Here is a 25130-nt window from a genome sequence, read left to right on the forward strand (position 1 = left end):
CATAACCATGGCAGACTGGTACACCAATCAATTAGAAATCACCGGCAAATCCGTTTGTCTTGATGTGATGCAGCAGTGGGTCTGTGGGGAAGAAACGCCCCGTTACCGTCAGGCCGTATTACAGAGTTTGCGCCTGTTTCTGGCGGGTTGTGCGGGAATACTGAAACCCACCAAACCGCAAACCTATACCCCGTATCCGGAACTGATACGGGGTACGGCGGCACCAACGGCGCAGAACCTGGCGTTTGAACAGTGGCTGAAGCTGTTGCAGGACAATGTACCGTTAAGCAGCGACAATATTAAACGGACAGATAATTTGTACCGCCAGTCCTGTCTCAGCCTGATGCGCTGGGAGAGTGTGCCGGAACCCGCGCGTGACCTCATCGCCCGTCTTCTGACCCGTCAGTATACCGACTGGTTTGGCATGGTGGGCTGGTCTGAGACACCCGATATTGGCGCGTGCTGGGATAAACTGAATGCGTATCCGGAAACAGCACAACCCTGCGATATGCTGATGATGATGCCGACCCGGCTGGCCTGTGAAATTAACGGCAACAGTGGGTTGCTCAAGGGGATTGCCAGTACCGCGCAGTTTTACGGCGAGCAATACGGTCTGGAATGGCCGTTTGGCCATCATGTCCGCTGGGAGCGCCGCAATGCCAGCAGTCTGACGGTGCGGTTTGATTCCCCGTGGACACCGCCCTCGGCAGAATTGATGGGCGAATTGTCAACGGTGTTTGACTGTGAGATCCGCCACTGGTACAGCGAAGCGTCAGGCCAGCTCAAAGGTTACGACTGCTATGACCAGGGCGAGCATGTGGACAGCGGTTATGGGCTGTCCGGGCGGGAAAACCGGCCGGCATTGTATCTGGTCAACGGTGAGAAAGCGGAAACCACGCTGGCCTTACCGGCCATTGCCGTTGGGCAGTAACATTTTGTTCAACGCAGCATCAACTTATCTTGACTTCAACCGAAAGGGGAAACACGTTCCCCTTTCGGGGCGTGTTTTCCTTTTTTATCAGGAAAACACGCCATGGCTTCTTGTCCGGACTACCAGAAAGCATTTATTTCGCTGTTTAAACAAACCGCCCGTTACCGTAACCGTTATCGGGTTTTTCAGGATTTTTGCAACTGTACAATGGTGGCCATTCACAATAAATACTGTTTCAGTGAGGAACTGGAGCAGTTCTATCTGAAAACCATCAACAAGTATGAACGGGAAGATATTGACCGGATCGTGAAACTTTTTTCGATTACTGTGCTGGCATTGTCGGAAGAACCCGGTGATTTTCTCGGTAGCGTGTTTATGCAACTGGAGCTGGGCAATAAGGAACTTCAGCAATTCTTTACACCCTGGAGTGTGGCCAGAGTCATGGCACAATTGCAGTTGAATGAGGTGTCTGACTTGTTGCAGACCCAACCCTTTGTCACCTTCCACGAACCTTGTTGTGGTGCGGCCTGTATGATGCTGGCAGCCGCAGAGGTATTAAGAGAGCAGGGACATGATCCGTTGTCCAGTATGTGGGTCTGTGCGATTGATATCGACCCGCTGGCGGCGGTGATGGCGTATATCCAGCTTTCCCTGACCGGTATTCCGGCAGCGGTCACGATTGGTGATGTGCTGAATGATCCCGGCAGCCAACGGACACGCTACACACCGGCCCATTATCTGGGCAACTGGTCGCAGCGTTTGCAGGACGATGAACACGCGGCCTGATTTCTGTTTTCCCCCTCTTTGTTTCACGACTGCGCCTTTCGGGGCGCTTTTTTACGTTTAAGTGTAAGTCATACAAACAATTTTTATTTTCGCAAAAAGAGTTTCGCCTTGTTTACGATTGGGATTGACCGACACTGAGCCAAATCTGACAAGGAGAAAAGTGATGTTTACACGTTTTAAATCGCATTTTACCCGTTCGCCAGCATTACAGAAAAAATCATCAGGGCAAAAAACGAGCGAGGCTTGTGATAACGGGGACTATTTCCGGCCACAATCAGTGGAGGCGTTGCTGGCAACCCCCTTGCGCCGTCAGTGCCTGCAACAATTATGGCAAAACAGTACGCTGCCTGAAGGGTTGTACCAGCGTTTTTATCTCGCCCCGATTAAACAACTGCTGGGCAGTGTTCAGCAGATACCCGCCGCCCCGGAAGGGAAGTGGTCAGGCAGTGGCGGATTTGCTGACCTGACACTGCAATTTACCACCTGTGCCGTGCGGTTAGCGAAGGGGCATTTACTGCCGCCGGGTGTGGCACCGGAAACGCAGGCAGTACAAGGGGTCTTATGGCAGGCGGTGGTGTTCTGGGCGGCGTTGTTTTACCACCTGCCGTTGTTGCGGCAACTCGAAGGGGAACTGGAAGACAGGCTGGTCTGGCAACCGGGGATCGGTATTCCCGACAAACCGTTTCGTTTCCGTTTCCGCGCACCGGAAAACATACCGCCGGCTCCGCAGGAAGTGTTGCTGGCCGCCTGTCTGTTACCGGAAAAAGCCATGATGTGGCTGGTGACGGTACCGGAGGTCTGGCACTGTCTGATGTTGCACCTCAATGGCCGCCCCTCCAGCGTTCCGCTGATAGATACCTTGCTTCAGGATGCGGCCGGACAGCTCCATTCCCCTTTGCAGGTGAAACCGGTGACGGAGACCGTGTTCTCTACTGAAGACAACCCTGTGCCGGAAACGACAGTGCGGACTCCCGCCAGTGACATAACCCCACCGCCCACCGCTCCCTCTGACGATACTCTGACATTATTGTCATTATTTCAGTCACCGGATGAATCTTCACCACAAAATCAGGGAAAAAATCATCATCACGGTCCGAAACTGACCAAACAGCCGGGACGGGAGAAAGAAAGTATTGCCACTGACAGTCACCCACATTCATCATTTAAAGGTAAATAATTTAAAGGGTTATTTGTATTTTATTGCCGCAAATTGTTTTTGGACAGGAAACGGCAGGATGAACCGAGGAAAAAATAACATGTTGAATACAGCAGAAACGCTCAGTTGGGAAGAGCTATTAGAAGAGTACTTTTTTTCACATATCCTGCGACCGGATACCGAATGGAGTTATCGCAAGGTCACACGGGGTTTTATCCGGTTTATGGGATAATCCGCATCACCGGCACAGGTTATTCACCGGGATGTGCTGCGGTGGCGGCGCCACCTTCTGGTGGAAAAAAAGCAGTCGAGTCATACCTGGAATAATAAGGTGGCTCATCTGCGGGCGATTTTTAATTTCGGCATAGAGCGAAAACTGCTGCCTCACACCGAAAATCCGTTTAACAACGCCGTGGCTAAAAAAGAGAAGAAAAAGAAGAAGATTTTGAGCCAATCGCAGATAACCCGCATTAATCTGCTGATGGGCAAGTTTGCTGAGGAAGAAAGAATCGAGATGACTCCACGGGGAGGGCGTTGTGCCCTGTATCCGACCTGGTATTGGTCAACGGTGCTGGCGACATTGCGCTTTACGGGGATGCGTCAGAACCAGTTACTGCACCTGCGGCTGCGGGATATTAATCTGGACAGCAATTATATTGAACTGGGGCTGGAAGGCAGTAAAAACCACAGTGAATGGGAAATACCGATTATTCCGCCGCTTAAACTCCGGCTGGTAAAATTAGTAGAAAGGGCCATCGCTGCCGGTGCGAAAGCCCACGATCCGATTTTCGATCTCAGCCGGTTGAGTGTCCCGCACCCAAGCCGGCTTTCCCGTTACCAATACGATATCGACCGGGAAAAACAACAGCTCCGTTCTTTCTTTCGCCGGCTGTCCAAAGAGTGTGATTTTGCGGTCTCGCCTCACCGTTTTCGTCATACGTTGGCGACGACCTTGATGAAATCGCCGGATCGTAATCTGCCGCTGGTGAAACGCTTACTGGGGCACCGTAATGTGGCGACCACGATGGAATACATTGATCTTGATATGGAGGTGACGGGCAAAGCGCTGGAGCGGGAACTGGGGTTGTATACTGATTTTGTTGATGAGCATGCCGATGAGAATGAATAAAACGGCGTAAAAAAGACAGGGCAGGTCTCAGACAGGATTGAGGTGGAGGTGTGAGTGAACTGCCCTGCATCAATAGGGATGGTATGAAAAAATGGCTAATTTAGATCCCCCTGTCCCGTAAAGTTTTTCCCTGACTTGACATCAGAATCAATTACTGAAATCATTACCTTAAACAAGAAAAGGGTAACTGTTAAAACAGCTACCCTGTCATCTTGTGTTAAATGTTCTTTTCAACTAAACAGTACAAATTGAGCTGATTAGGGTTTAACATTTAATTAACGATTGATTCTTTTTTGCGCTTTTGTCAGGAAATTTAACAACCTAGGACAAACCCGCATGGAAATTTGGTGCCGGAGGCGGAATCGAAAAGCATTATAACGTGTTGAATTTATAAAGTCTATTATCTTTCATTCCGTTTATGCCCCTTTTAATGCCCCCAGATTTTTTTGCTTACTTTTTCTTTTCTATCTGACTGATTTTTCTTATTTATACCATTAATTGTGCGTTTTTCAATCACCTTAAAGCAAAAAAGCCGTGAGGGTTAAAAATGGTCAAATTGGGCTGCCATTTTACGCTCAGGGCTTGAGATGAAAAATTATCATTTTTACGACATCGATCACAAATTACAGCGGGTTATTCTTGTGGTTTATTGCGAACCTTACGTTCAATCAGGTGACCCTGCTTATCAAAATAACGGCTTGGCCAGATTTCTGAGGGATGGATGCCGAGATAATTCGCAATAATCCACTCACCTTTAGGCCACTGCCTGCTGAGTGCGTTTGCTAATGTTGATGAACTGAGTCCCGTCTCACGGGAGAGCGCCGCTAAGGTTGTCCCACGTTTACGTAATGCTGCGATGATATCGGCCTGATGCCAGTCATTTCTAACGTTGTTATTCATTCCTGCTACCCCTTCCATTAATTACTATTGATGGTGGCGATTCAGACAGGGTTTGCAGACCGGCACTTATTCCGGCGAGGCATAGCCTCCCCAGCCTGAACCACCATAGAAAAGGTAATAGCAAGAACACTGGTAAAGTATCTTACCAGTGTATAAGTGCGCAAGGCTGCAAAACCTTGACCATTAGAATTTGCCAATGGCGCGAATACTTTAACTGATTGTTTTATCGGACTCAATAACTAAACGACTAAGTTTAACGGCTATAAACCCGCTCAACATAACGCCCACGACCATCACCATGCCCCAAATCCATTGAAACCAGTGCTCTTGCCTCCTGACGACTAAAACCATTTTGTTGGTAATAATTCAGTGCATCCTGCGCCCATGCATAGCGTAAACTATGGGGAGAATGGCAGCCTGTTAAACCAATCTTTGTGGTATGTTTCCGCCAGTAGTTCATGGCCTGCTTGAGATCGGGTTTATCAATCAGCCTGCCGCCACGTTGTTCTGCAATAGCAATGGCCTGTTCGACAGCCTCTTTTACCGCTGCGATATCCAGTACGCGGGTTTGCCTTGGCCGGCCTCCTTTTGTACCAAAAACAACATGCAGTTTTGGCTCTGGTTGCTCTAACTGTTTGCGCCAGCTTTTCAATGAAGCACTGCATTGCACCGCTTCCTGAGAACGTAACCCCAACAATCGGGCAAGTGTCAGTGTGACGGCAAATCCGGCATCACGTTCACGTGCCTTCTGATAAACAACCTGAAACGTGGCATCAGGGATCGCTTGTTTTGTTCCGGCGCGGCTGGTTCCGCTTAATCCCAATGCCTGATTGCTTAAACGCGGCAAGGTTTCCAGCTTCTCCCGACCTGCCACGCGGAAGATATTACGCAGTGCGGACATTTCATTTTGCACCGTTCGCTTGGCAATCCCCTGAGACAAACGGGCATCAACATACTGTTCCACATGCTTGGCTTTCAAATTCTTAAGGCTTTTAACCTGAATATTCAGGCTCAATAACAACGAGCCAAAACGTTCGGCGATCTGAATGCGATCATGGCAGGTCTTATGGCTGCCGCCGCCTTGCCGGGCAAAAAATTTTAATTCCTTAATCAATCGACTCATTAGCTTCTCCCGCGACCTATACCTGACAACATGCAATCTCTGGCGCGCGACCATTCTGGCAAAACAGAAAAACCTGCTTTGCCCTTGATCGATATCTGTGCGCCAGAGTGAACGCAAGTTGAGGTATTGCGGGGTATCGGTTGAGTACGCGGTACTGCCGCCTGTATAAACAGGTTATCCCCACCGGCAAAAAAGCCAGCCTCGATATCGTCAAGTTCTCCTTTTTCAATCTAAAAATGCAGTGTCAGATTTACTGCGTGGTTAAGCAGGCCTGAATCTGTCAAGGTTGTGTTGTGCTTTGGCTGCGGCGTCACTTTCAGCGGTAACCCGCAAAAAGTGACGCCTTGAGTTTTCGAACAATCAGCAAAGACTATGCAAGCGTTGAAATACCAACGGGTACAGCAAAACGCCGCCAGATCCAGTGTCAAACGGTAGTCATGCGTTAATGGTTTAGCGGTAGAAAAATTGTCTGTTGAATAATTCAGACAGGGATAGATAAAAGTATGAACGGATGCGCAAAAGCCATCCTGTTGTTCATTGAAGATAAACAGGATTTATGTTGATTTGAAAAGTCAGTGTATGAACCCACGTTCAACACCCTTCGGCGACAAGATAAAAACACCTTTTGGGCGTATTTTTAGTTTAAGAAACCTTCATTACCAGACAAGGGGTTTATGTCTGACAATATCTGCTTCCAAAGGTGGGCAGATGTACCGCAATGCTTGCTCTCCCTTGCAGGCTACGGGAGTTTTCATTCGCCACCCGAAGGTGATCCTGACAGGCGAGGGATCATTTTTGTAGAGAAAGATATTAACGGTCAGACAGGCGGGAGTCAAACCATTAACTATTCCTGCCAGCCTGATTTTTGCCTGAATTACCGTGCATATTCCGATAATCCCCCTATATTCTGCCAACACCAGCCAAAAACTGGATTTAATTCGTTAATTAATTTGATTGATTAATGTGTAGAATAAATGTGCTTTTCTGTTCAGCTATGCATTTTATCTCGCTGAGATTCAGCATGATACCGAAGCCTAATTGATAAAACACAAGTTAAATTCAATGAAAAACAACAAAGAATCGCTTTATCTAAAAGAGCGCGCTTACCTGCGAGAGCTGGCTGAGCACATCGCGAAAGAGTCGCCGCATCTGGCTGAGTTTCTGGTTTCCTCTCATGACCCTGATATTGCCCGTGTTTTCGAAGCCTTTGCGTTTTTGATTGCCAATCTGCGGGACAAGCTGGAGGATAATTTGCCCGAAATTGTTCACGGCATTCTCTCCCGTATCTGGCCGTTAGCCCTGTCTCCTATTCCACCGACGACGATAGTACAGTTTACGCCTACGGATGATGAACATCAGGGCACTGCCGAGATCCCGATCAGTACATCGGTGTCTGCCAGCCTTAACGGGCAGTTGATCAACTTTAAAACCTGCCGCCCTTTGCATATTGAACCGTTGATTGTACAGGAGCGCGCAGTCAGGAAAACGGGCACTCACAGTGAAATCATCCTGACACTATGCCAAACCGGTTCGGCGTCTTCTTTCTGGCAAAGCGGAGCCTTATCTTTTTTCCTTGGCACCGATACGAAGCGCGCCGCCCAGCTCAGCCTGTGACTGGATCAACATATCTGTGATATCAGTCTGAACACACAGGGTGAGCGGCGAACAATGAAAAGTTTTCCTGATGGCTGGCATGGCTTGCTTGACGAACCGTTGCTGCCCACCGCCAAAAGTCCCTATTCCGGCCTGCAACCGTTGGTGGAATATTATGCGTTGCCGGCGCTTTATAACTTTGTCACGCTGGATATCAGCAGCAGTTGCGCAAAAGTCCCGCTGAATGACGATGGTACGTTTGAGCTGATTTTGCGTTTCGGGGGTGAATTGCCACTGGAGGATGTCGAGGGGGCATTTTTGTTGGGTTGTGTGCCGGCGATACATCTGGAAAACCAGGCTATCCCGCCTGTCCGGTTGGAAGCCGGTAATCACCGCTATCCGCTGCCATTAGGCGGATCGGTGTGCTTGTACCGGCTGCAGGAGGTTCAGGTGGTGGTACAGCCAGAAGACAGTGAGCAGCGTGGCACGCCTTATCACTGGCTGCCGATTGAGCAGTTTGTTCCCGCCGGGCGTTTTTTTGATGACGATGCACAGCCCGACACGTTTTACTACCAGCTCCAGACTGAATCTGATTTTCTGGGCAGTATCCAACATCGGCTGTGCTTTTTTGATTTGGCCGGCAATCCGGCAAACAATCTGCCGGAGATTGCTGTCTCGTGCTCTTTCATCGGCTACCATGAGCAGGCACTGAGGCTGGAACAAGGCGTAATTACCGTGACGCCGGAAAGTGCACCGTCCCATCTTGATGTGCAGAATATTATTCCGGTGGTGACCGATTATCCGCCATTGTTACAGGAAAATAACGGCTGGCCGCTGCTCTCCTGTCTTTCCAGCCCACCGATGATACTGTTTGCCACCGACAGCCTGAAACAGTTTCTCCGGTTGTTTGACCCGTATGCTGACACGCATCGCCCCTTGAGCTGCCAGTTCCAGCAACACATTGACGGCATTGTACAGGTGGAAGAGAGTCTGACTGACCGGATGCGGCGGGGGCGCCCCATTCGCGGGCATTTACTCTCACTGACGCTGAACCCTGATTGTTATCGTAATCAGGGAGAAATGTATCGCTTCTGCCGGTTAATCAATCAGGCACTGGCTTGTTTTATCACCCAATCTTCGTTTGTCATGCTGGAGATTTTCACCCCGGACAGTCACAAGGTGCTATGGCAGTTCTGGCATGTCGATGGGTTACGCCCGGCAATGTAACCGATTAAGGAACGCATGACGTCAACCATAAGGAAAACATTAACATGAAAAGTGGATTACGCTTTGTCTGCCACATCGCCGGTGTGCCGGAAGACACTTTTGCTGTGGGGGAATTTTCCCTGCAAGAGGGATTATCAGAACTTTTTACCCTGAACATGACACTGGTCAGAACGGGCAATCCGAACCCCTTTAAGCCACAGGCGGAAATTGATTTAGCCTCGCTGCTGATGCAGGAAGCGGTGTTGCAGGTTTTTTATGGTGAAACGGAGCAGCGCAAAATCACCGGCATCATCTCCCATGCGGACTGGGTGGGCACCGATGGTAATAAGACAATCTATTCCGTCACCGTGCGGCCTGCCTGCTGGCGCTTGACGCTCAATCAGGACAGCCGGATTTATCACCGGCAAAATGTGCCGGCTATTTTAAACAGCCTGCTGAAAAAACACCGGGTGAAAGCCGATTCGAAGCTCTACGATGTGCATCAGGACCGGGGATATGTGACCCAGAAACGCGAATCCGATTATACATTTTTCAGCCGGTTAGCCGCGGAAGAAGGTATCAGTTTCTGGTTTGAGGATGAAACGCTGTTTTTCAGTGACAGCCATCTGGGCATGACCGCTGGCTTGCCGCTGCAATACCAGCCTCAGCCGGAAACCGCCTACGGGGTAGATACGATTTATCTGGTACGGTTAGGCGTCGGCATGAGTCCGCAGCGCAGCCTGCACAAAGATTTCAACCCGGAGAACCCGCGCTATCATCTCTCCCATATGCACAGCAGCGAAGGCTTTCGTGACTTCGGCAGCCAGACCCCTTACACCGTGTTTGAAAGTTACGGGCGCTTCCAGAAAGATGCCGCCGCCAAACCGTTTTTAAAATACCGGCAGGAAGCACTGGACAACCAGAAACAGACCGGCAGCGGTAGCAGTAACTGCATCAAACTGATGCCAGGTAAAATCTTCGAGATAAAAAATCATCCCCATAAACTGCTTAATGTTCGCTGGCAGGTAGTCAGTATCAGCCACCACGGGCGTTGCCCGCAAGCATTGGGAAATGATGCCGGTGAAGGCACCACACTCTCCAACCAATTCAGTTTTATTTCCGGTCTGGATGATTATCGTCCGCCTTTCCACTACAAACCGCTGGCAGATGGCGATGAAACCGCTATCGTGGTCGGGCCGGAAGGCGAAGAAATCTTCGTTAATAAAGACGGGGCGATTAAAGTCCATTTCCACTGGAACCGCTATGACCAACCCGATGATGGTGCCTCGTGCTGGGTGCGCGTGGCTCAGGGCTGGAACGGTAACGGCTTTGGTTTTATGGCGATACCGCGTATCGGGCAGGAGGTGATTATCTCTTACCTCAATGGGGATATTGACCGTCCGATAGTCACCGGCTGTGTCTATAACGGCCTGAACCGCCCGCCACTGGATTTACCGGCGCAGAAAACCCGCACTACCTTTAAAACCAAGACCCACAAAGGCAAAGGCTTTAACGAACTGCGCTTTGAGGATGCCAAAGACAGCGAAGAAATCTATCTCCACGGCCAGAAAGACCTGACCGCGCATATCGAAAATGATGCGTACTGGCATATCAAGCATGACCAGAAACAACGCATCGATAACAACCGTTACCACGATATCCGCGCCGATGACCATCATCAGGTCGCCGGTTCGCGCAAAATCACCACCGAAGGGGACGTGTCACACCGGATTGCCGGCAGCCAGCATATCCAGACCGGCGATGCGACCGTCATTGACAGCGGGCAGGAAATCCACCTGAAAAGTGGCGGCAAGGTCGTACTGGAAGCCGCAACAGAAGTCACCCTGAAAGTGGGCGGCAGTTTTCTGAAAGTCACACCGGCTGGCATTCTCTGCTCACCGATTAATGTCGGGCAAGGTTCAGGCGGCAGCGGACGCGGGCTGGCACTGCAACTGCCGGAAGGTGTCGAGCCGTTGCCGATGGTGGAATTTCCGGCTCATCCATACTGCCCATTACTGGCTCAGCAGGATGTCAGTCCGGTGATTAAACCCGCTAATAAGGAATAACCATGACGATGGAAGCAACGATGACTGAAATATCACTAAGCTGGCAGACATGGCTGAATAAACCGAATGACGCGCCCGTATTCTTTATTCTCAATTCTCTGGCGCAACCCAATCCGATCGATCAGTTTTATCGCAATGATTGGGTCGAACAAGCATTTCCGCTCTACAGTGGTACACCAATGCACAAGATGTTGAAACAAAGCCCATGGCTGGTACAGGCAAAAAGCCACGGGTTATTCCAGATAGGGGAAATACTAGATCGCCACGCACTCAGTGATAACAGTTGGGGATGGGCATACCGCAGTTATACATCATGGCAGGAACAGCTTGCTCACTGGCAATACCGGCAACTGGTGATAATGAATGGCGAACAGGTGTTATTTCGCATTATGGATGCCCGCGTTTTTGGTGCGATGCTCCCAGCATTCACACCCAGTGATTGGTCACTGATGCTATCGCCTGTCACAGAACTGATGATCGACATACCACAGCCGATGCAGTTTTACCGTCCCGAAACATGTGGAGAAGGTAACAGTGAAATCCCCTTTATACTGGACGAGCACCTGCTTGCTGTTTGGTTGCGATCCCCTTACGGCCTGAAAGTGTTAAGCAGTTCACTTTATGATGATTTATGGGAAAACCACGGTGAGATGGCGAAACAACTGGATCAGCCTGTGGGTAGTCTGGAACTACGAATAGAGCAGTGGTTGCAGCAAAAAATTGAAGCGGGCCAATACGTTGAGAAAATCTCTGGTCAGGATTATCTGTTGGCGATGGAACAAGAAAAAGAACAGGAGAAAGATTGATGAGTAATGCAAATTCGATTTATTGTCATGATTGTCAGGCTATGTTAAAGAACAAAATAGAAATTCAGCTTGTCGATGAACATAATAAACCCATAACCAATATGCCTTATACATTAAAAAACAGCAAAACTACACGTACAGGGAAAACAGATGGGAATGGAATGATCAAGGAAGAGCAATTATTGGCTTCTCCTTTACGCTTATTTCTCAGTGGGCAAGAACTTGCAGATGAAATGGAAAAACGCCCACTGAGAACGAAGCGTAACAGTGAATACACTCGCTCTACCGAAGCCATGAAAGCCATTTCACCAGTTTTTAAAGAGAGCTTGGAATCAGGCCGCAAGTATCATTATGCAAAGATTGGTGAATTGGTTGATAAAATGCCAGTTATCGAAAAATGGAAAGAAGAAAATCCTCTTCCAAGCTACCATTTTCCTGATAGTGAACCACAGGGCCTTGAAGTTTATCCATCATATTTAGGCGAATATCGCTATGTTATTGAAATATGTCCATTTAGGGCATGGTCTTTGTTGTTACATCATCAAAAAGACTATTCATTAGTTAATGCTTATAACCTCTCACTAATGAGTATATTAACTTATGCCGAAGATACTGAAAATTACTTAGGTTCAGTCACAAACCTCTTCCAAAAACAGTTGCTCGATCTGTCACGTTCACCTCATAGGGTCAATGACCAATCTTTTTCCCCAGTGGTTTATGATGTTCCATTTAGTGATCGCTATACTGAGGTCGTCTACATTGACTCAAATAAACAAAAAATTCCTCAGGGTCACACCCAACTTTTTTACGTAGCAAACAAGAAGGAAGTTATTATTGGATGGCGTGGTACTGAAATGACGGAAACAAAGGATCTTCTCACAGATGGAACATTCCAGCCGCTAGAATTAGGCTGTACACCTCAAGGTGTATGTAGTGGTTTTAGCGAAAAAGGGAAAGTTCATAAAGGTTTTTGGGATGCCTTCCATCTTGTCACAGAAATCCAAGTACCTAAAAGAGACGATGGAAAAACAGTATTTGAACATATCATTGAGTTAACACAAAATAAAAAACTATTCGTCTGCGGTCATAGTTTGGGTGGTGCCCTCGCCTTGTTACATAGCGCACAACTCAAATCCTATAATCCCTGCCTTTATACCTACGGTATGCCGCGTTTATTCACCCAAAGTGCAGTGCAGGAACTCATTGAAATTATTCACTATCGTCATGTTAATGAAGATGATTTCGTTCCTTCTGTACCCTTTAAAAAAGATATGGATAATATAGCTCTTCAAACTGATTCTAAATTTTTAGGATACACAATCGAGGTATTTGATACACCTATTGGTTCAATAATACCTGCTAGCTGGCTTTTTGCAAAAAGTATCAAATTCCTCAACCATGAGGATGAGTCCTTTTTACATCATGGTAAATTAGTTTACTTTTATGCTCTCCCTAATTCAGAGTCAAAACTGTATTTACTTCCGGAGTTAAATGAAAAAACCAGAAAAGAGACTAAAGAATTTATTGAACAACAGACCAAAGTAGATAAATACAGAGAGCAAGAGGTACGTTCATTTTTTCAAGGTGACGAAAATCCTACAGGCAAGCGTGGGACAGGCCTTCTTGACCATAGTAGCGCCTTATATGCTGAATATATTGATAAGAGATTGCGAGAACTGTGCACTCTTTCACCGGATAAAAAATTGCAAAGGAAGCAGGAAGATTTATCATTTCTTGAAAGTGAACCGCATTCGATTCGCGCAGTATTTCAAAGAAAAAAAATCAGAGAATATTATTTCTTAAGAGAAATAGATAATCAATTAATGATAACTCTAGAAGTAACTAAAAACGATAAAAGAGGCCCAATAGCCTTACAACGTTACTCTGAGAAATGATAAAAGGATAATATGAGGCTAATAATGAAATTAATATTCAGACTATTAACAATATTACCACTTGTCCTGTGCTTAACAGGATGTGAATTCATATCTAATACTATTTCAAGTTACTGGCAGACTTATAAAGATAAGTCTGAACCATTTTCACCACCTGAAAAAAATCAATGGATTACAGTTGAAGGTATTGCTCCTCCAAATACGAAACCTAATTTAGACAGTATTTATGCTTCAAATAGGTGTCTTGCGACTCATAATACCGCAGGTGGAACACTCTATCACCTACCTAAATATCACTGGAACAGATTTAATATTTTAGTAGATCCTGTAACAGGTTATTTTAAAGAAAAAATACCTCTTAATGGTGGAGGTTGGTGTCAATGGCAGATTGATAATATTGAATTAGCTATTGAGTATACTAACGTTAGCCATCTGATGAAGAATGCTGTATCGCGAGGTAGGGCTGGAATAAATGTATATATCAATGGTGCAAGAAAACCTAGTGACATGAAAAAATTCGAAAATATCATTGATTATAGGCCGACTATTTATCCAGTCTTAAGAAAAAGTTTTGTTACAGGTAATACTAATCAAATAGGTCTTTATTCTGGGAGGGAACTAACCTTTTTTGAATTAATTCTACAGCAAAAAAATGAATGGAAAATAAAATACATACCAACTTTAGATGAAACTAAAATGCCAAAAATTATTATACCAGGAGGTAATAAACCATCCAGAGTTGAATATCCTGATGGTAAGGTTGATTTAGATAGGGATTCTATTGATTATTGGAAAATAAATAATACATCCCAATTGGAATAGTAATTAATAATTATTAAAACCACCTCAGCATCAGAACATTCCATGATTTATTTATAGTTTCTGATGTTGTGGTTGATATCAATCATTGATAACTAATTTTTTCATACATGAGGTTCAATATGGCAACCAAAGCCGTTATTCTATTAAACGACACCACCGATCACGGTGGAAAAGTAATTACCACTGTAGGTGGTTATACTTATAAAGGAATTCCCGTTGCCGGAGAAACAGATTTAGTTGAGTGCCCAAAATGCGAGGGAGTTTTTCCTATTATCGAGGGCAGTGAGAATTTAAAAAATAATGGAAAAGCGATTGCAGTCGAAGGAATGCACACGGCATGTGGTGCTAAACTGATTGCCAGCCAGAAAGAGTTTCTCGCTTAATAAAACCACACTGACGCGCTGCGCTTGTCTTCTCCGTGTTACCGGGCTAATGTATTAGCCCGGTAACACGGAGAGCCGAAAAACACCTGCCAAAAAACAATTTAATTCCTCACCTGCTCCTCAATTCTCTACTCGTTTTTTATTTGCCTCAGGGTAAAAATAGGTGAGGAATGGAGATTAATTTATCTTTAAAAATCAATATAATTAATGTTCCTCGCTTTTTCTACATATATGCGCGAGAAATGAGGAATACGGTGAGTATCACAATCTATTTTCTCGTAATTCCTCATTTTTTTACTCACTATCTAGTCTGCATTGTTTTGGTTGATAATGGTTATTTCCTGCCCGCTGCGGGTAATGAGTCCATCATGTTCTAACTTGGTTAACCAACGGCTGAAATTCTTCACATTCACTCCCATCGCCTTTAAATCATCACGTATAAGGGCAACAGAACAAGGTTCTTTCAGGGCAGTGCGCGACCGGATACATTGCCATAATGTCGTGTGGTTATCTGTTTTATTGGGGATATGTTCAATTTCTTCCTCCTCAACCGGATCACGCGGCTTGTCAACCAGAACCAGTGAGGTAATATCCTCACCATCTTTATCGGTAAAGAGTTCAACCACACGCATGTCATAGGCTTTGTTTTCCGGCTCTTCGGCATCTTTCATTTTGGTGCAGGTTATAACCAGCGCACCGCCTTTTTTCCCTTCCCGATTGATCCGGTATTCAACATCCAGCGCAGCACGAAAGGCACTGGAACCCCTTGCGCCTTTGCTTTCATCTTTGCCGGAATGGTGAACCACGAGAATACTTGCCCCTGTTCTGGCTTTTAGTTCGTCACAGCCCCGGACAAAAGCGCCCATATCTTTTGAATCATTCTCATCAGCACCACCAAAACAACGGGCAAGAGTGTCCAGAATAATCAGGCGTACCGGTTCGCCTGTTTCAGACTCAACCTGCTGGGCGGCAATCACGAGTTCATGTACTTCGGCTGGTGAGGCCGGAAATACTGGGGTATTGATCAGATACATATTTTTAACTGTCTGACCGTTGACGATTTCCCATGCTTTGATGCGCCGTGGTACGCCGATCCCGCCTTCACCGACAACGTACAGCACGGAACCCTGAGCAACGGCTTTCCCTGCCCATGCTTTACCCGTAGCAATATGACAGCCCCATGCGCCTGCCAGAAAACTTTTATATGACCCACTTGCCCCGTAAATGCTGCACAGGGAATGTGCCGGAATAATGCCTTTAACAACATAATCCAATTGTGCATTAAAGCCTTCTGAGCCAACGGATAGGGGTAATTTTGTCTTACGCTGTGGATAAAGCGTTTCTACATTGTCATAATTGCGGTTTTCTGTTACGTGATTGTTCATTGATTTCCCCACTTGATACAACCCCTTACTGAATGCCTGCTTTGCTGCCTCAATACCATGATGCTGACGATAATCATCCCAATCAGCTTTAACGGCATCCGGTGGCAACGTAACCCAACCATTCACCGCAAGGGCAGCTTTTTCTGCCGAGATCTTGCCGACATTCACTTTGGTTTTCCCTTTCTTATCCAACTCGCCGGGAAAGTGCCAATCATTATCCGCAGCTAGAATAATTTTGGTATCCGGCCACCGCTCTCGAACGGCTTTGGCGACAGAAAGCAAATTGCCCTCATCCAGCGCTGCCAGAACCGTGCCTTTACAGAGCTGATTAATCGTGAGTGCTGTGGCGTAACCTTCGGTAATAATTACTGTATCCGGGTGCGCCTCCAGCGCTGACACGGGAATAAACGCCCCTTTTTTCTGGCTACCGGGGAAGAATTTTTTCTCGCCATTGGGTTTGATGATCTGCGCTCCTGTAACTTTTTTATCCAGTGCTGTCAGTGCCAGCACAGTCGAATTATCGAACAGTAATCGCTGATCAAGATGTTGCAGACCCTTTGCAGCCAGATAGGGTGATTGCCCAGCGACAGTTTGCGCCATCAGAGCCGCCACTCTTTCGGCAATCGGTTGTGTGGGATAATGGGTTGCTTTGGCGGGCTTGGGTTCGGGCAAAGGTAGTGCTAGCGCATCTGCAACCACTTTAGCCGCTTCAATGATGGAAATTCCTTTAGTTTTTGCCACTAAATCCAGCCCATCGCCATAGTTTGGGGCGTCACACTGACGGCAATGCCAGTTGCCATGATGATGATCGTCAATAAAGTGGAAACGGTCAGTACCACCGCAAATAGGGCAAGCACCATGTTTACCCTTTGCCGGAATATCAATACCACACGCAGGCAGCAGATTTGCCCAGGAATACATGGCAGAGGTTTTTACGGTCTGGATCAGATCAAGGGGTTTTTGGTTGCCAGTTGTTTTTTGAACTGTAAATTCAGGGCGAGTTTGGGTATGCTGTGTATCAGCCATCATTTTTACCTTACGAATGGTTATTGGTTAGACGCCTCGCAGTGTTGGTCGCACTGCGGGGCGTTGTGTTTTCTGTTACGTTTCTTATGTCATATGCTTTTCTGTGTCATGCCGCTCGTGATTCAGCAATACGCTGGGCAATCCAGTTATCAATTTCCGATTCAATAAAGGCTACGGAACGTGGACCGATTTTGACCTGTTTTGGGAATGCTCCATCGCTAATCAGTTTGTAGATCCACGCTTTGCTGTAACCCGTTCTGCGCTGCACTTCCGGCAAACGAATAAAGTGTGTTTTCAACGCTGTCATTGTCATATTCATTCTCCTGTTACCGAGTCCCTGAGCGCTCATCGTGGACGTTGTTTGATGACAGGCGGATTATTTAAAATGCAAGACACAATGAACAGCGTTAATTGTTTTTCTCCCGATGAAAATTAAACGGGTTACAAATTGTACTAACGGCTCTTGCTGTCGCGCAGCGGCTTGGCGAAGTCATACGGTGTAATGGAATTTTCCCGGTTGGCATCCAGATAATCCGCCCACCATTGCACCATCAGCCGCCGTTCATCCAGATGTTTGGAGGTGTGAATATACGCCGCCCTAACGTTGTTGCGTTCGATATGGCTGAGCTGGCGCTCAATGGCGTCATCGCTCCACAGGCCGGATTCCCCCATTGCCCCGCGTGCCATCGTGCGGAAGCCGTGTCCGCAGACTTCGGTCTGGGTGTCGTAGCCCATCGCCCGTAATGCCTTATTAACCGTGTTTTCACTCATAACTTTCGCGGAATTATGATCGCTGGGGAACATGACTTCGCAGTTGCCACTCAGTGCCTGTAACGCGTTGATAAGCCGGACAGCCTGACGACTCAACGGGACAAGGTGATCGGTTTTCATTTTCATGCCGCGTTCAGAAAAGCGAACGCCTTTAATCGGTTGCCTTGTGGCGGGAATTTTCCACACGGCGTTTTCAAGGTCGATTTCCTGCCAGCGGGCAAATCTCAGTTCACTGGAACGGACAAACGTCAGCAGTGCCAGTTCTACCGCGATTTTGGTCAGCAGGCGCCCGCGATAAACAGACAATCGGTTCAGGAAATCCGGTAAATCTTCATGAGGCAGGGCAGGGTGATGGCGTGATTTTACGGTAGAAAGTGCGCCAGCCATATCACTGGCAGGACTGGATTCGAGGATATCATTCTGGACGGCATAGCGCATGATAGCGGTAACACGTTGTTGCAATCGCTGGGCGATATTGTGTTTACCTGCATCATCAATCATTTTGATGGGGGCTAAAAGCTGGCTGGTTCTTAGCGTGGTAATGTTGAGTTTTCCAATCTGCGGGAAAATGTACTGTTCAAGGCTGCGCAGCACGGTTTGGCGGTGGCGGTCGCTCCAGCGTTTGTTACTGGTGTGCCATTCCCGTGCGATATGTTCAAAGGTGTGTGTAGCGTTAGCTGGAAAAGCCGTGCCTTTTTTCTCAGCTTTGGGATCAATGCCTTGTGCCATCAGCTTTTTGGCTTCATCCCGTTTAGCGCGGGCATCGGCTAACGATACTGCCGGATAGACACCGAACGCCAGACGGTCTTCTTTTTTATCGGTCGGGCGGTAATACTTCATGCGCCAGTATTTTGAGCCACGTGACGAGACTTCTAAATAAAGACCGCCGCCATCGGCGAGTTTGTAGGTTTTTTCTTTGGGTTTTGCAGTTTCGATTTGCCGGGCGTTTAGTTTCATTATTAAGAGCATCCTTGTAATCGAACGGTAAGTGCCCCGAATTATGCCCTTCGCTGCATCTTGATTGCAACAAACGAAAATAGACCTAAAAATAAGAATGGATGTTGATTTTGCTGGATTTAGCAGGAATTGTTTTATTGGGCTGGACTTCACTGGAAGTTGAAGTGGTGCCCGGAGGCGGAATCGAACCACCGACACGGGGATTTTCAATCCCCTGCTCTACCGACTGAGCTATCCGGGCTAACGGGGCGCATTAAACCGTATTCAGATAAATCCGTCAAACACTTTCTGCATAATTTTATCTGCATGCTTTTAATTTACGCAAAACGCTATAAATCCAAACAAGATGGAGAAATAATCATCTCTCCATCTTTCATTACTTCTTTATCAACTAATTTGCCATCAACAATATTGCCATCAACTACCTACGATAACTTTTTTGTGCGTTGTTCACTTTCATCAAATAACGACGTGATTCAGCGGATGGATGTTTATTGGTCAGAGTTTCATAAACATCGCCAGGTGCCATTGCGTTGATGATTTGAGCTGCTTTCTTTCTATCACTGGAAAATACGCGTAATACACTACCTGCGCCGCCATTGTAGGCGGTAATCACAGCATACCGACGTGAGGTCGCATTCTGAATTTCGCCTAAGTAGGCATTCTGCAATATCGATAGATAGGCGGTGCCGGCATCAATGTTGTTCTCTGGATCGAAAAGGTAACTGCGGCTAGGATGGCCTGATTTTCCTTGCATTCTGAAAACATCCTTTCCGGCCGTATGTTGCATGACTTGCATAAGCCCCAAGGCATCAGAACGGCTGACGGCATAAGGGTTAAAGCTGGATTCAGTCTGCATGATGGCAAGGATAAGGGATTCATCGACGCCGTATTTAATAGAGGCTTTGCGAACGAGAGGGAGATATTTATGGGCACGTTTGTCCAGATGGTTAGGGACCAACTGCATGGTGACCGACCAAATGACATGCAATCCTGATTGGCGTTTTTGTAATTTATTTTCAATCAGGTAATTGGCAAAATGACGTGCACGCCACTCCCAGCGAATGGGTTCGCCGCTGTTATCCAAAACTTGTCCATAAAGGAATGGCTCTTTGCTGATCTGAATATCATTAGCGTCAGAATAAAGATCGATTGATCCAGGATCATCCCCCATCAGCAAAGTAGTGACAATCGCTTTGCGTAAATGTTCTGTGGGTTCAATCGGGGATATCGTTTCAATCGTGATGCTTCCCGACTCAAAGTTAATATGGCTGCGGGTTTGGTATTGATCCGTGTATTTCACGTAGTCTTTCGGGCCTGCGATTAAAACTTCCTGTAATCCCCAGATATTTTCAATGTTATGGGCAAATTGCCCCATTAAAATATCAAAACCATTCGTATCTTTTACATACTCTTCATTGTATTCAAGGTCTTTTTTGCTAGAGCAGGAAATTAAAAGTGGGGCGAGGAGGATCAGAGCCAGCAGTTTTTTCATTTTACAGTGCCGTTGGATATTGGGATGCCATCAGTATTTAGAGCCATACAAAATGGCTCTTATTATGCCAATATTATTGTTCTGGTGGTGTATAACCATCGATTTGAATGTCATGGCCTTCGAACAGGAATTTCACCATCTCTTGTTCAAGCAATTTGCGATCTTCTGGATTCATGGTATTTAATTTTTTTTCATTAATGAGCATGGTTTGTTTGCTCATCCATTGTTGCCATGCTTCTTTAGAAATCTCATTGAAAATACGCTTGCCCAGCTCCCCCGGATAGAGCTGAAAATCTTGGCCTTCGGCTTCTTGTTGTAAAAAAGTACAAAAAATAGTTCTGCTCATAATTAATCCTCAAAGTAATGGGCAAATTAACCCAATTGTTGCAAAAGGTACTCAACGGGAGCTGCCAATCCAATTATTGCTGGCTGGCGTAAGTTATACCAAAGTCCTTTGTTTTCATCCATGCAGGAATTAAAAGATAAAATATCGATTTTAATGGGAACGATATCTAAATGAAAATGACTGAATGTATGGCGAAATGCGGTTAGTTGCTCAAGTTTGCTGTGAGATATACCAGAATCTTTTAGCCATTGTTCCAGTGATGATTGATCTGCAAATTGTGGAAAGGCAAACAGGCCACCCCAAATACCAGAAAGCGGGCGCTGTTCCAGCCAAACTGTATCACCATGCTGCATTAATAAAAAGTAAGCCGTTTTTTCAGGGATGCGCTGTTTCGGTTTTTTCCCCGGATAATCTGCCCAATTATGATTGGCATAAGCGATACAGCCTGTATTGAGCGGGCAAATTTCACATTTTGGCTTACTGCGGGTGCAGACCATTGCCCCTAAATCCATCATAGCTTGGTTGAAATATTCAACACCTTGTTCAGGGGTGACACGCGTACTGATATCCCACAATTGGTTTTCAACCTCTTTTTTCCCCGGCCAGCCATCAACGGCGTAGCAACGAGCTAAAACACGCTTCACATTACCATCAAGGATAGGAAAGTGTTTGCCTTGGGACAGGGAGAGAATAGCACCCGCCGTTGAACGCCCTACGCCGGGCAAAGCGACAACATCATCGAAAGTTGTCGGGAATTTACCGTTGTGTAACGCTACGATTTGTTGCGCTGCCTTATGCAAATTACGGGCGCGTGCGTAATACCCTAAGCCTGTCCACAAATGGAGCACTTCATCCAGCGGCGCAGCAGCTAAAGAAGCAACGTCAGGAAAGCGGGAAATAAATTTTTGGAAATAGGGAATAACTGTCGCGACCTGAGTTTGTTGTAGCATCACCTCTGAAAGCCAGACGTGATAGGATGTTTTCTCCAACTGCCATGGCAGAGTCTTGCGACCATAACGGTGATACCATTCAAGCACCACTTGTGAAAATTGCTCAGCTTCCATCATTAGAATAATTGTCTTTATATCGGATAATTGTTTTGTGAACAGGATTGCAACATAGTGTAACCTCGGTGTAAACCCGAACTTTGTTTCGAAGCACCCCGCAAATTAGCATTAAAGTTGTGCTTATGGATACTGAACTTGATAAACTCAGCCATCTTTGCATAATTGCGCTCTCTTTGGGCAATCCTGCGGTACATAAAGCCCCGGACGCCTGAGCAAATGTCTTTAAAACTGACAGAAAGTACCATGATAAATAACGTAATTTCACCGGAATATAATGAAAATGGCAGGGCTTTGCGCCGTGTCCGCAGTTTTGTACGTCGGCAGGGACGGTTAACGAGTCGTCAGCAGCAAGCACTTGATAATGTGTGGCCGAAAATGGGAGTGGATTATCAGGCAGAAATGTCCAATATGGCAGAACTTTTTGGCCGTGATGCTCCCGTTGTATTGGAAATTGGTTTCGGTATGGGGACATCACTGGTTACGATGGCAAGCCAAAATCCAGAGAAAAACTTTTTCGGGATTGAAGTTCATGCGCCGGGAGTGGGAGCATGTCTGGCTTCAGCAGAAGATGAAGACCTCAATAATATGCGGGTCATGTGCCATGATGCCATTGAAGTGCTGAATAATATGATCCCGGATCAGAGTCTGGCGATGGTGCAGCTTTTCTTCCCTGATCCATGGCATAAGGCACGTCATAATAAGCGTCGGATTGTGCAGCCTGAATTTGCTCAACTGATTAAAAGTAAACTGAAAATCGGCGGTGTCTTCCATATGGCAACCGACTGGCAGCCTTATGCTGAACATATGCTTGAGGTAATGAGCGAAGCAGAAGGGTATCGTAACTTATCGGAAAACGGTGATTATGTGCCACGCCCTGATTCGCGCCCGGTCACAAAGTTTGAGATGCGTGGTCAGCGGTTAGGGCATGGCGTATGGGATCTAATGTTTGAGAGGGTAAAATAATGGCTAAAAACCGTAGTCGTCGTCTGCGTAAAAAAATGCGTATTGATGAGTTTCAGGAGTTAGGTTTTTCAGTAAAGTGGAATTTCCCGGCTAATACCTCTGTTGAGGTTGTTGACAGGACGGTTGATGCTTTGATTGAAGAGCTGATCGAGCCAAATGGCCTTGCTCTGGATGCCAGCGGTTATTTGCAGTGGGAAGGTATTGTCTGCATGCAAAAAATTGGCAAATGTACTGAGGAACACCGTCAATTGGTTGAGAAGTGGTTGAAAGATCGCGGTATGGAAGAAGTTATCACATCAGAACTTTTTGATGTCTGGTGGGATTGATTCGCTGTTGCATAAAAAATAGCGTGTTACGCAAAAATAGCGCTGTATGCAGGGGCTCCTTGGGGGCCCTTGTTTGTCTGGAGAAAAAGTGGTGAAGGTAAGGTTCTCTAATTCGTTATTGGCAGATATCTTAGATGAAGTACGCCCTTTGATTGGCCAAGGAAAAGTAGCAGATTATATTCCTGCTTTGGCGGAAGTTCCGGTAAATAATTTGGCGATGGCCATTTGCACGGTTGATGGGCAGGTTTTTAAAGCGGGAGATGCAGAAAAGCGTTTCTCCATCCAATCCATGTCTAAAGTGTTGAGCCTGACATTAGCAATGACACGTTATAAGGAAGAGGATATCTGGCGGCGAGTGGGTACAGAGCCTTCGGGGCAGCCGTTTAACTCATTAGTACAATTGGAGTTGGAAAAGGGAATTCCCCGCAATCCCTTTATTAATGCGGGAGCATTGATTATTTGCGATATGCTGCAATCGCGCTTGAGTGCTCCTAAGCATAGAATGCTGGAATTTGTCCGCAGCCTCACTGGGCAAAAAGATATTTGCTATGATGATGTCGTTGCTCGTTCAGAGATGGAGCATTCCAGCCGAAACGCCGCGATAGCTTACTTGATGAAGTCATTTGGTAATTTTGAGAACGATGTTATTACGGTTCTGCAAACTTACTTCCAATATTGTGCTTTGAAAATGAATTGCATTGAATTGGCTCAGTGTTTTATTTATTTAGCTAACAAAGGACGCATGCTGGATTCTGGTCAGCAAATTTTGAGTCTTCGGCAAACCCGGCAGATTAATGCACTAATGTTGACATGTGGGATGTATGACGGTTCTGGGGAGTTTGCTTTCAGAATAGGCATGCCGGGGAAATCGGGGGTTGGTGGCGGAATTGTCTGCGTTGTTCCGGGCGAATTCACCGTAGCGGTGTGGTCGCCTGAACTGGATAAATCAGGTAACTCATTAGCGGGTTGTGCGGCATTGGAAAGATTGGCAGGGCGTATTGGGCGCTCTATTTTTTAACCTCGCCCGTGCTGATGCGGGGCCATCAGGCAAAAGAGAGCAGGAGAATGTATGTTACGCAGAATTATGATTGCTGCTTCATTATTATTTGTATTTCAGGCACAGGCAGGTTCTGAATGTCAAATGACACTTAAGGATGACATTATTGTCACACCAAACTCTGTCCAAATTATTGGAGCTAATGGCAACCTGAAAATATCACCTGATGGCTCCATAACGCGTGATGGCAAGGCGCTGTCATTGAATACAGAACAACGAAAGCAAGCCCGGCAATATCAACAGACAATTCGTCAGGATTTGCCATGGGTTAAGAAAAAAGCTCAGAACCGTTTGGCAAGTGCGCGTCAATCATTGGATAAAGTGGTTGCTGATATGATGGGGCAAGACAGTAATGTCCGTAACCGTCTGTCTCAGTTGGAATCTGGTCTCAATAAGCAAATTGATAAAGTGATAGAAACCCGCGCTAATGGTTTTGCATTCAATTATCAGGCAGTCAAGCAGGTAGAATCTGAAGGCCAAAAACTTGTTGAACAGAGCCTTGGCGGTATTTTGCAGGATAGCATTAACGAAATGAGCCGCAAGAAGAGTGAGCAAAATGATGGCGGCAATCAGCTATTGATGTCTCTCCTCGGAGGATTGGGCGGGAAGCAAAATGGTTTTGATACCGAATGGAAAAAACAAGAGCAAGAGCTGAAACGCTTAAAAGAGGAAGTTTGTGGTAAAGCCAGTAATTTGGAACAGCAGCGCGTCAGTCTTATGAATTCTATCAAGTAAATGACAAGTTATTTATCCAGGAAGAATCAATAATAAATTGATTCCTTCTGGATTATTTTTTTGGGGAATTATTTTTTAAGATATTGAGCGTAGCATTAATTCCTGTTGCTAATTTCATCCGAAATCGGATTTTTTAAGGCAAATAATAATCAATATCAAATTCATTCTTATTTGATTGACATATTGGTATCGCCACTTAGAATGCG

General features: G+C 46.3%; 21 protein-coding genes, 1 tRNA gene and 2 pseudogenes. 15 read left to right on the plus strand and 9 right to left on the minus strand.

All coding sequences use genetic code 11. The features are described from left to right. Positions 1–7 precede the first annotated feature (7 nt). The 4 genes and pseudogenes from Xmir_RS14960 (at position 8) to Xmir_RS14975 (ending at position 4002) form a co-directional block, all read left to right on the plus strand. The gene (locus tag Xmir_RS14960; RefSeq protein WP_099115013.1) at positions 8–931 is read left to right on the plus strand and encodes a DUF1281 domain-containing protein; all 924 of its coding nucleotides are present in this window, start codon (positions 8–10) and stop codon (positions 929–931) included. Between the two features lie 102 nt (positions 932–1033). Continuing rightward, entirely contained in the window at positions 1034–1717 is a 684-nt protein-coding gene (locus Xmir_RS14965; protein ID WP_099115014.1) for an N-6 DNA methylase, read from the plus strand. A gap of 163 nt (positions 1718–1880) precedes the next feature. Continuing rightward, on the plus strand, positions 1881–2894 hold the full coding sequence (locus tag Xmir_RS14970; protein ID WP_099115015.1) for a TraI domain-containing protein: 1014 nt from the start codon (positions 1881–1883) through the stop codon (positions 2892–2894). Between the two features lie 79 nt (positions 2895–2973). Beyond that, a pseudogene (locus tag Xmir_RS14975) lies at positions 2974–4002 on the plus strand (tyrosine-type recombinase/integrase). Positions 4003–4635: 633 nt separating this feature from the next. Here the strand turns inward: Xmir_RS14975 and Xmir_RS14980 are convergent. Then, the gene (locus Xmir_RS14980) at positions 4636–4902 is read right to left on the minus strand and encodes a helix-turn-helix domain-containing protein (protein WP_099115016.1); all 267 of its coding nucleotides are present in this window, start codon (positions 4900–4902) and stop codon (positions 4636–4638) included. A 253-nt stretch (positions 4903–5155) separates the two neighbouring features. Next, positions 5156–6025, minus strand: a complete 870-nt coding sequence (locus Xmir_RS14985) for an integrase domain-containing protein (RefSeq protein WP_099115017.1) — start codon at positions 6023–6025, stop codon at positions 5156–5158. Positions 6026–6699: 674 nt separating this feature from the next. On the opposite strand from Xmir_RS14985, the gene Xmir_RS14990 reads away from it, so the two are divergent. The 7 genes and pseudogenes from Xmir_RS14990 (at position 6700) to Xmir_RS15020 (ending at position 14796) form a co-directional block, all read left to right on the plus strand. Next, positions 6700–6987: a hypothetical protein gene (locus tag Xmir_RS14990; RefSeq protein ID WP_099115018.1), complete on the plus strand. Its 288-nt coding sequence runs from the start codon at positions 6700–6702 to the stop codon at positions 6985–6987. A gap of 100 nt (positions 6988–7087) precedes the next feature. Further along, positions 7088–8845: pseudogene (locus Xmir_RS14995) on the plus strand (type VI secretion system baseplate subunit TssF). Between the two features lie 44 nt (positions 8846–8889). Then, complete coding sequence (locus Xmir_RS15000; protein WP_099115019.1) at positions 8890–10890, plus strand: type VI secretion system Vgr family protein; 2001 nt, start codon at positions 8890–8892, stop codon at positions 10888–10890. Positions 10891–10892: 2 nt separating this feature from the next. Continuing rightward, complete coding sequence (locus Xmir_RS15005; protein WP_099115020.1) at positions 10893–11696, plus strand: DUF4123 domain-containing protein; 804 nt, start codon at positions 10893–10895, stop codon at positions 11694–11696. After that, positions 11696–13591, plus strand: a complete 1896-nt coding sequence (locus Xmir_RS15010) for a lipase family protein (RefSeq protein ID WP_099115021.1) — start codon at positions 11696–11698, stop codon at positions 13589–13591. Before Xmir_RS15005 ends, Xmir_RS15010 begins: the two co-directional genes overlap by 1 nt. Before the next feature lie 24 nt (positions 13592–13615). Then, complete coding sequence (locus Xmir_RS15015; protein ID WP_244170944.1) at positions 13616–14413, plus strand: hypothetical protein; 798 nt, start codon at positions 13616–13618, stop codon at positions 14411–14413. Positions 14414–14532: 119 nt separating this feature from the next. Continuing rightward, positions 14533–14796 (plus strand): PAAR domain-containing protein, encoded by a 264-nt coding sequence (locus tag Xmir_RS15020; RefSeq protein WP_099115022.1) that lies wholly within the window; start codon positions 14533–14535, stop codon positions 14794–14796. A gap of 305 nt (positions 14797–15101) precedes the next feature. Here Xmir_RS15020 and Xmir_RS15025 read toward each other — a convergent pair whose 3' ends face one another. The 7 genes from Xmir_RS15025 to mutY form a co-directional block, all read right to left on the minus strand. After that, positions 15102–17207: an AAA family ATPase gene (locus tag Xmir_RS15025; RefSeq protein ID WP_099115023.1), complete on the minus strand. Its 2106-nt coding sequence runs from the start codon at positions 17205–17207 to the stop codon at positions 15102–15104. A 106-nt stretch (positions 17208–17313) separates the two neighbouring features. Further along, entirely contained in the window at positions 17314–17520 is a 207-nt protein-coding gene (locus Xmir_RS15030; protein ID WP_099115024.1) for a helix-turn-helix transcriptional regulator, read from the minus strand. A 140-nt stretch (positions 17521–17660) separates the two neighbouring features. After that, positions 17661–18935, minus strand: a complete 1275-nt coding sequence (locus Xmir_RS15035; protein WP_099115025.1) for a tyrosine-type recombinase/integrase — start codon at positions 18933–18935, stop codon at positions 17661–17663. Positions 18936–19100: 165 nt separating this feature from the next. Next, positions 19101–19176, minus strand: a tRNA-Phe gene (locus Xmir_RS15040). 180 nt (positions 19177–19356) lie between these two features. Continuing rightward, positions 19357–20430, minus strand: a complete 1074-nt coding sequence (gene mltC / locus Xmir_RS15045; RefSeq protein WP_099115026.1) for a membrane-bound lytic murein transglycosylase MltC — start codon at positions 20428–20430, stop codon at positions 19357–19359. Positions 20431–20503: 73 nt separating this feature from the next. Further along, positions 20504–20776 (minus strand): oxidative damage protection protein, encoded by a 273-nt coding sequence (locus Xmir_RS15050; RefSeq protein WP_099115027.1) that lies wholly within the window; start codon positions 20774–20776, stop codon positions 20504–20506. 26 nt (positions 20777–20802) lie between these two features. Further along, on the minus strand, positions 20803–21843 hold the full coding sequence (mutY, locus tag Xmir_RS15055; protein WP_099115028.1) for an A/G-specific adenine glycosylase: 1041 nt from the start codon (positions 21841–21843) through the stop codon (positions 20803–20805). A 243-nt stretch (positions 21844–22086) separates the two neighbouring features. Between mutY and trmB the strand changes: the two genes are divergently transcribed. From trmB to Xmir_RS15075, 4 genes are read left to right on the plus strand one after another with little or no spacing between them, the layout of a single operon-like run. Beyond that, on the plus strand, positions 22087–22806 hold the full coding sequence (trmB, locus tag Xmir_RS15060; protein WP_099115029.1) for a tRNA (guanosine(46)-N7)-methyltransferase TrmB: 720 nt from the start codon (positions 22087–22089) through the stop codon (positions 22804–22806). After that, positions 22806–23132 (plus strand): YggL family protein, encoded by a 327-nt coding sequence (locus Xmir_RS15065; RefSeq protein WP_099115030.1) that lies wholly within the window; start codon positions 22806–22808, stop codon positions 23130–23132. The genes trmB and Xmir_RS15065 overlap by 1 nt, the downstream gene beginning before the upstream one ends. Before the next feature lie 46 nt (positions 23133–23178). Then, positions 23179–24150, plus strand: a complete 972-nt coding sequence (gene glsB / locus Xmir_RS15070; protein ID WP_099115031.1) for a glutaminase B — start codon at positions 23179–23181, stop codon at positions 24148–24150. A gap of 51 nt (positions 24151–24201) precedes the next feature. Next, positions 24202–24924, plus strand: a complete 723-nt coding sequence (locus Xmir_RS15075) for a DUF2884 family protein (protein WP_099115032.1) — start codon at positions 24202–24204, stop codon at positions 24922–24924. Positions 24925–25130: the final 206 nt, after the last annotated feature.

The organism is Xenorhabdus miraniensis, assembly GCF_002632615.1.

Bases quoted from the DNA above. Each gene is read 5' to 3' on its own strand.
- Xmir_RS14960 (WP_099115013.1), top strand. From the start codon at position 8: ATGGCAGACTGGTACACCAATCAATTAGAAATCACCGGCAAATCCGTT.
- Xmir_RS14985 (WP_099115017.1), bottom strand. From the start codon at position 6,025: ATGAGTCGATTGATTAAGGAATTAAAATTTTTTGCCCGGCAAGGCGGC.
- mutY (WP_099115028.1), bottom strand. From the start codon at position 21,843: ATGATGGAAGCTGAGCAATTTTCACAAGTGGTGCTTGAATGGTATCAC.
- Xmir_RS15075 (WP_099115032.1), top strand. From the start codon at position 24,202: ATGTTACGCAGAATTATGATTGCTGCTTCATTATTATTTGTATTTCAG.
- trmB (WP_099115029.1), top strand. From the start codon at position 22,087: ATGATAAATAACGTAATTTCACCGGAATATAATGAAAATGGCAGGGCT.
- Xmir_RS15035 (WP_099115025.1), bottom strand. From the start codon at position 18,935: ATGAAACTAAACGCCCGGCAAATCGAAACTGCAAAACCCAAAGAAAAA.
- Xmir_RS15015 (WP_244170944.1), top strand. From the start codon at position 13,616: ATGAAATTAATATTCAGACTATTAACAATATTACCACTTGTCCTGTGC.
- Xmir_RS15020 (WP_099115022.1), top strand. From the start codon at position 14,533: ATGGCAACCAAAGCCGTTATTCTATTAAACGACACCACCGATCACGGT.
- Xmir_RS15010 (WP_099115021.1), top strand. From the start codon at position 11,696: ATGAGTAATGCAAATTCGATTTATTGTCATGATTGTCAGGCTATGTTA.
- Xmir_RS15030 (WP_099115024.1), bottom strand. From the start codon at position 17,520: ATGACAATGACAGCGTTGAAAACACACTTTATTCGTTTGCCGGAAGTG.
- Xmir_RS14970 (WP_099115015.1), top strand. From the start codon at position 1,881: ATGTTTACACGTTTTAAATCGCATTTTACCCGTTCGCCAGCATTACAG.
- glsB (WP_099115031.1), top strand. From the start codon at position 23,179: ATGCAGGGGCTCCTTGGGGGCCCTTGTTTGTCTGGAGAAAAAGTGGTG.
- Xmir_RS14965 (WP_099115014.1), top strand. From the start codon at position 1,034: ATGGCTTCTTGTCCGGACTACCAGAAAGCATTTATTTCGCTGTTTAAA.
- Xmir_RS14980 (WP_099115016.1), bottom strand. From the start codon at position 4,902: ATGAATAACAACGTTAGAAATGACTGGCATCAGGCCGATATCATCGCA.
- Xmir_RS15000 (WP_099115019.1), top strand. From the start codon at position 8,890: ATGAAAAGTGGATTACGCTTTGTCTGCCACATCGCCGGTGTGCCGGAA.
- Xmir_RS14990 (WP_099115018.1), top strand. From the start codon at position 6,700: ATGTCTGACAATATCTGCTTCCAAAGGTGGGCAGATGTACCGCAATGC.
- Xmir_RS15065 (WP_099115030.1), top strand. From the start codon at position 22,806: ATGGCTAAAAACCGTAGTCGTCGTCTGCGTAAAAAAATGCGTATTGAT.
- Xmir_RS15050 (WP_099115027.1), bottom strand. From the start codon at position 20,776: ATGAGCAGAACTATTTTTTGTACTTTTTTACAACAAGAAGCCGAAGGC.
- Xmir_RS15025 (WP_099115023.1), bottom strand. From the start codon at position 17,207: ATGGCTGATACACAGCATACCCAAACTCGCCCTGAATTTACAGTTCAA.
- mltC (WP_099115026.1), bottom strand. From the start codon at position 20,430: ATGAAAAAACTGCTGGCTCTGATCCTCCTCGCCCCACTTTTAATTTCC.
- Xmir_RS15005 (WP_099115020.1), top strand. From the start codon at position 10,893: ATGACGATGGAAGCAACGATGACTGAAATATCACTAAGCTGGCAGACA.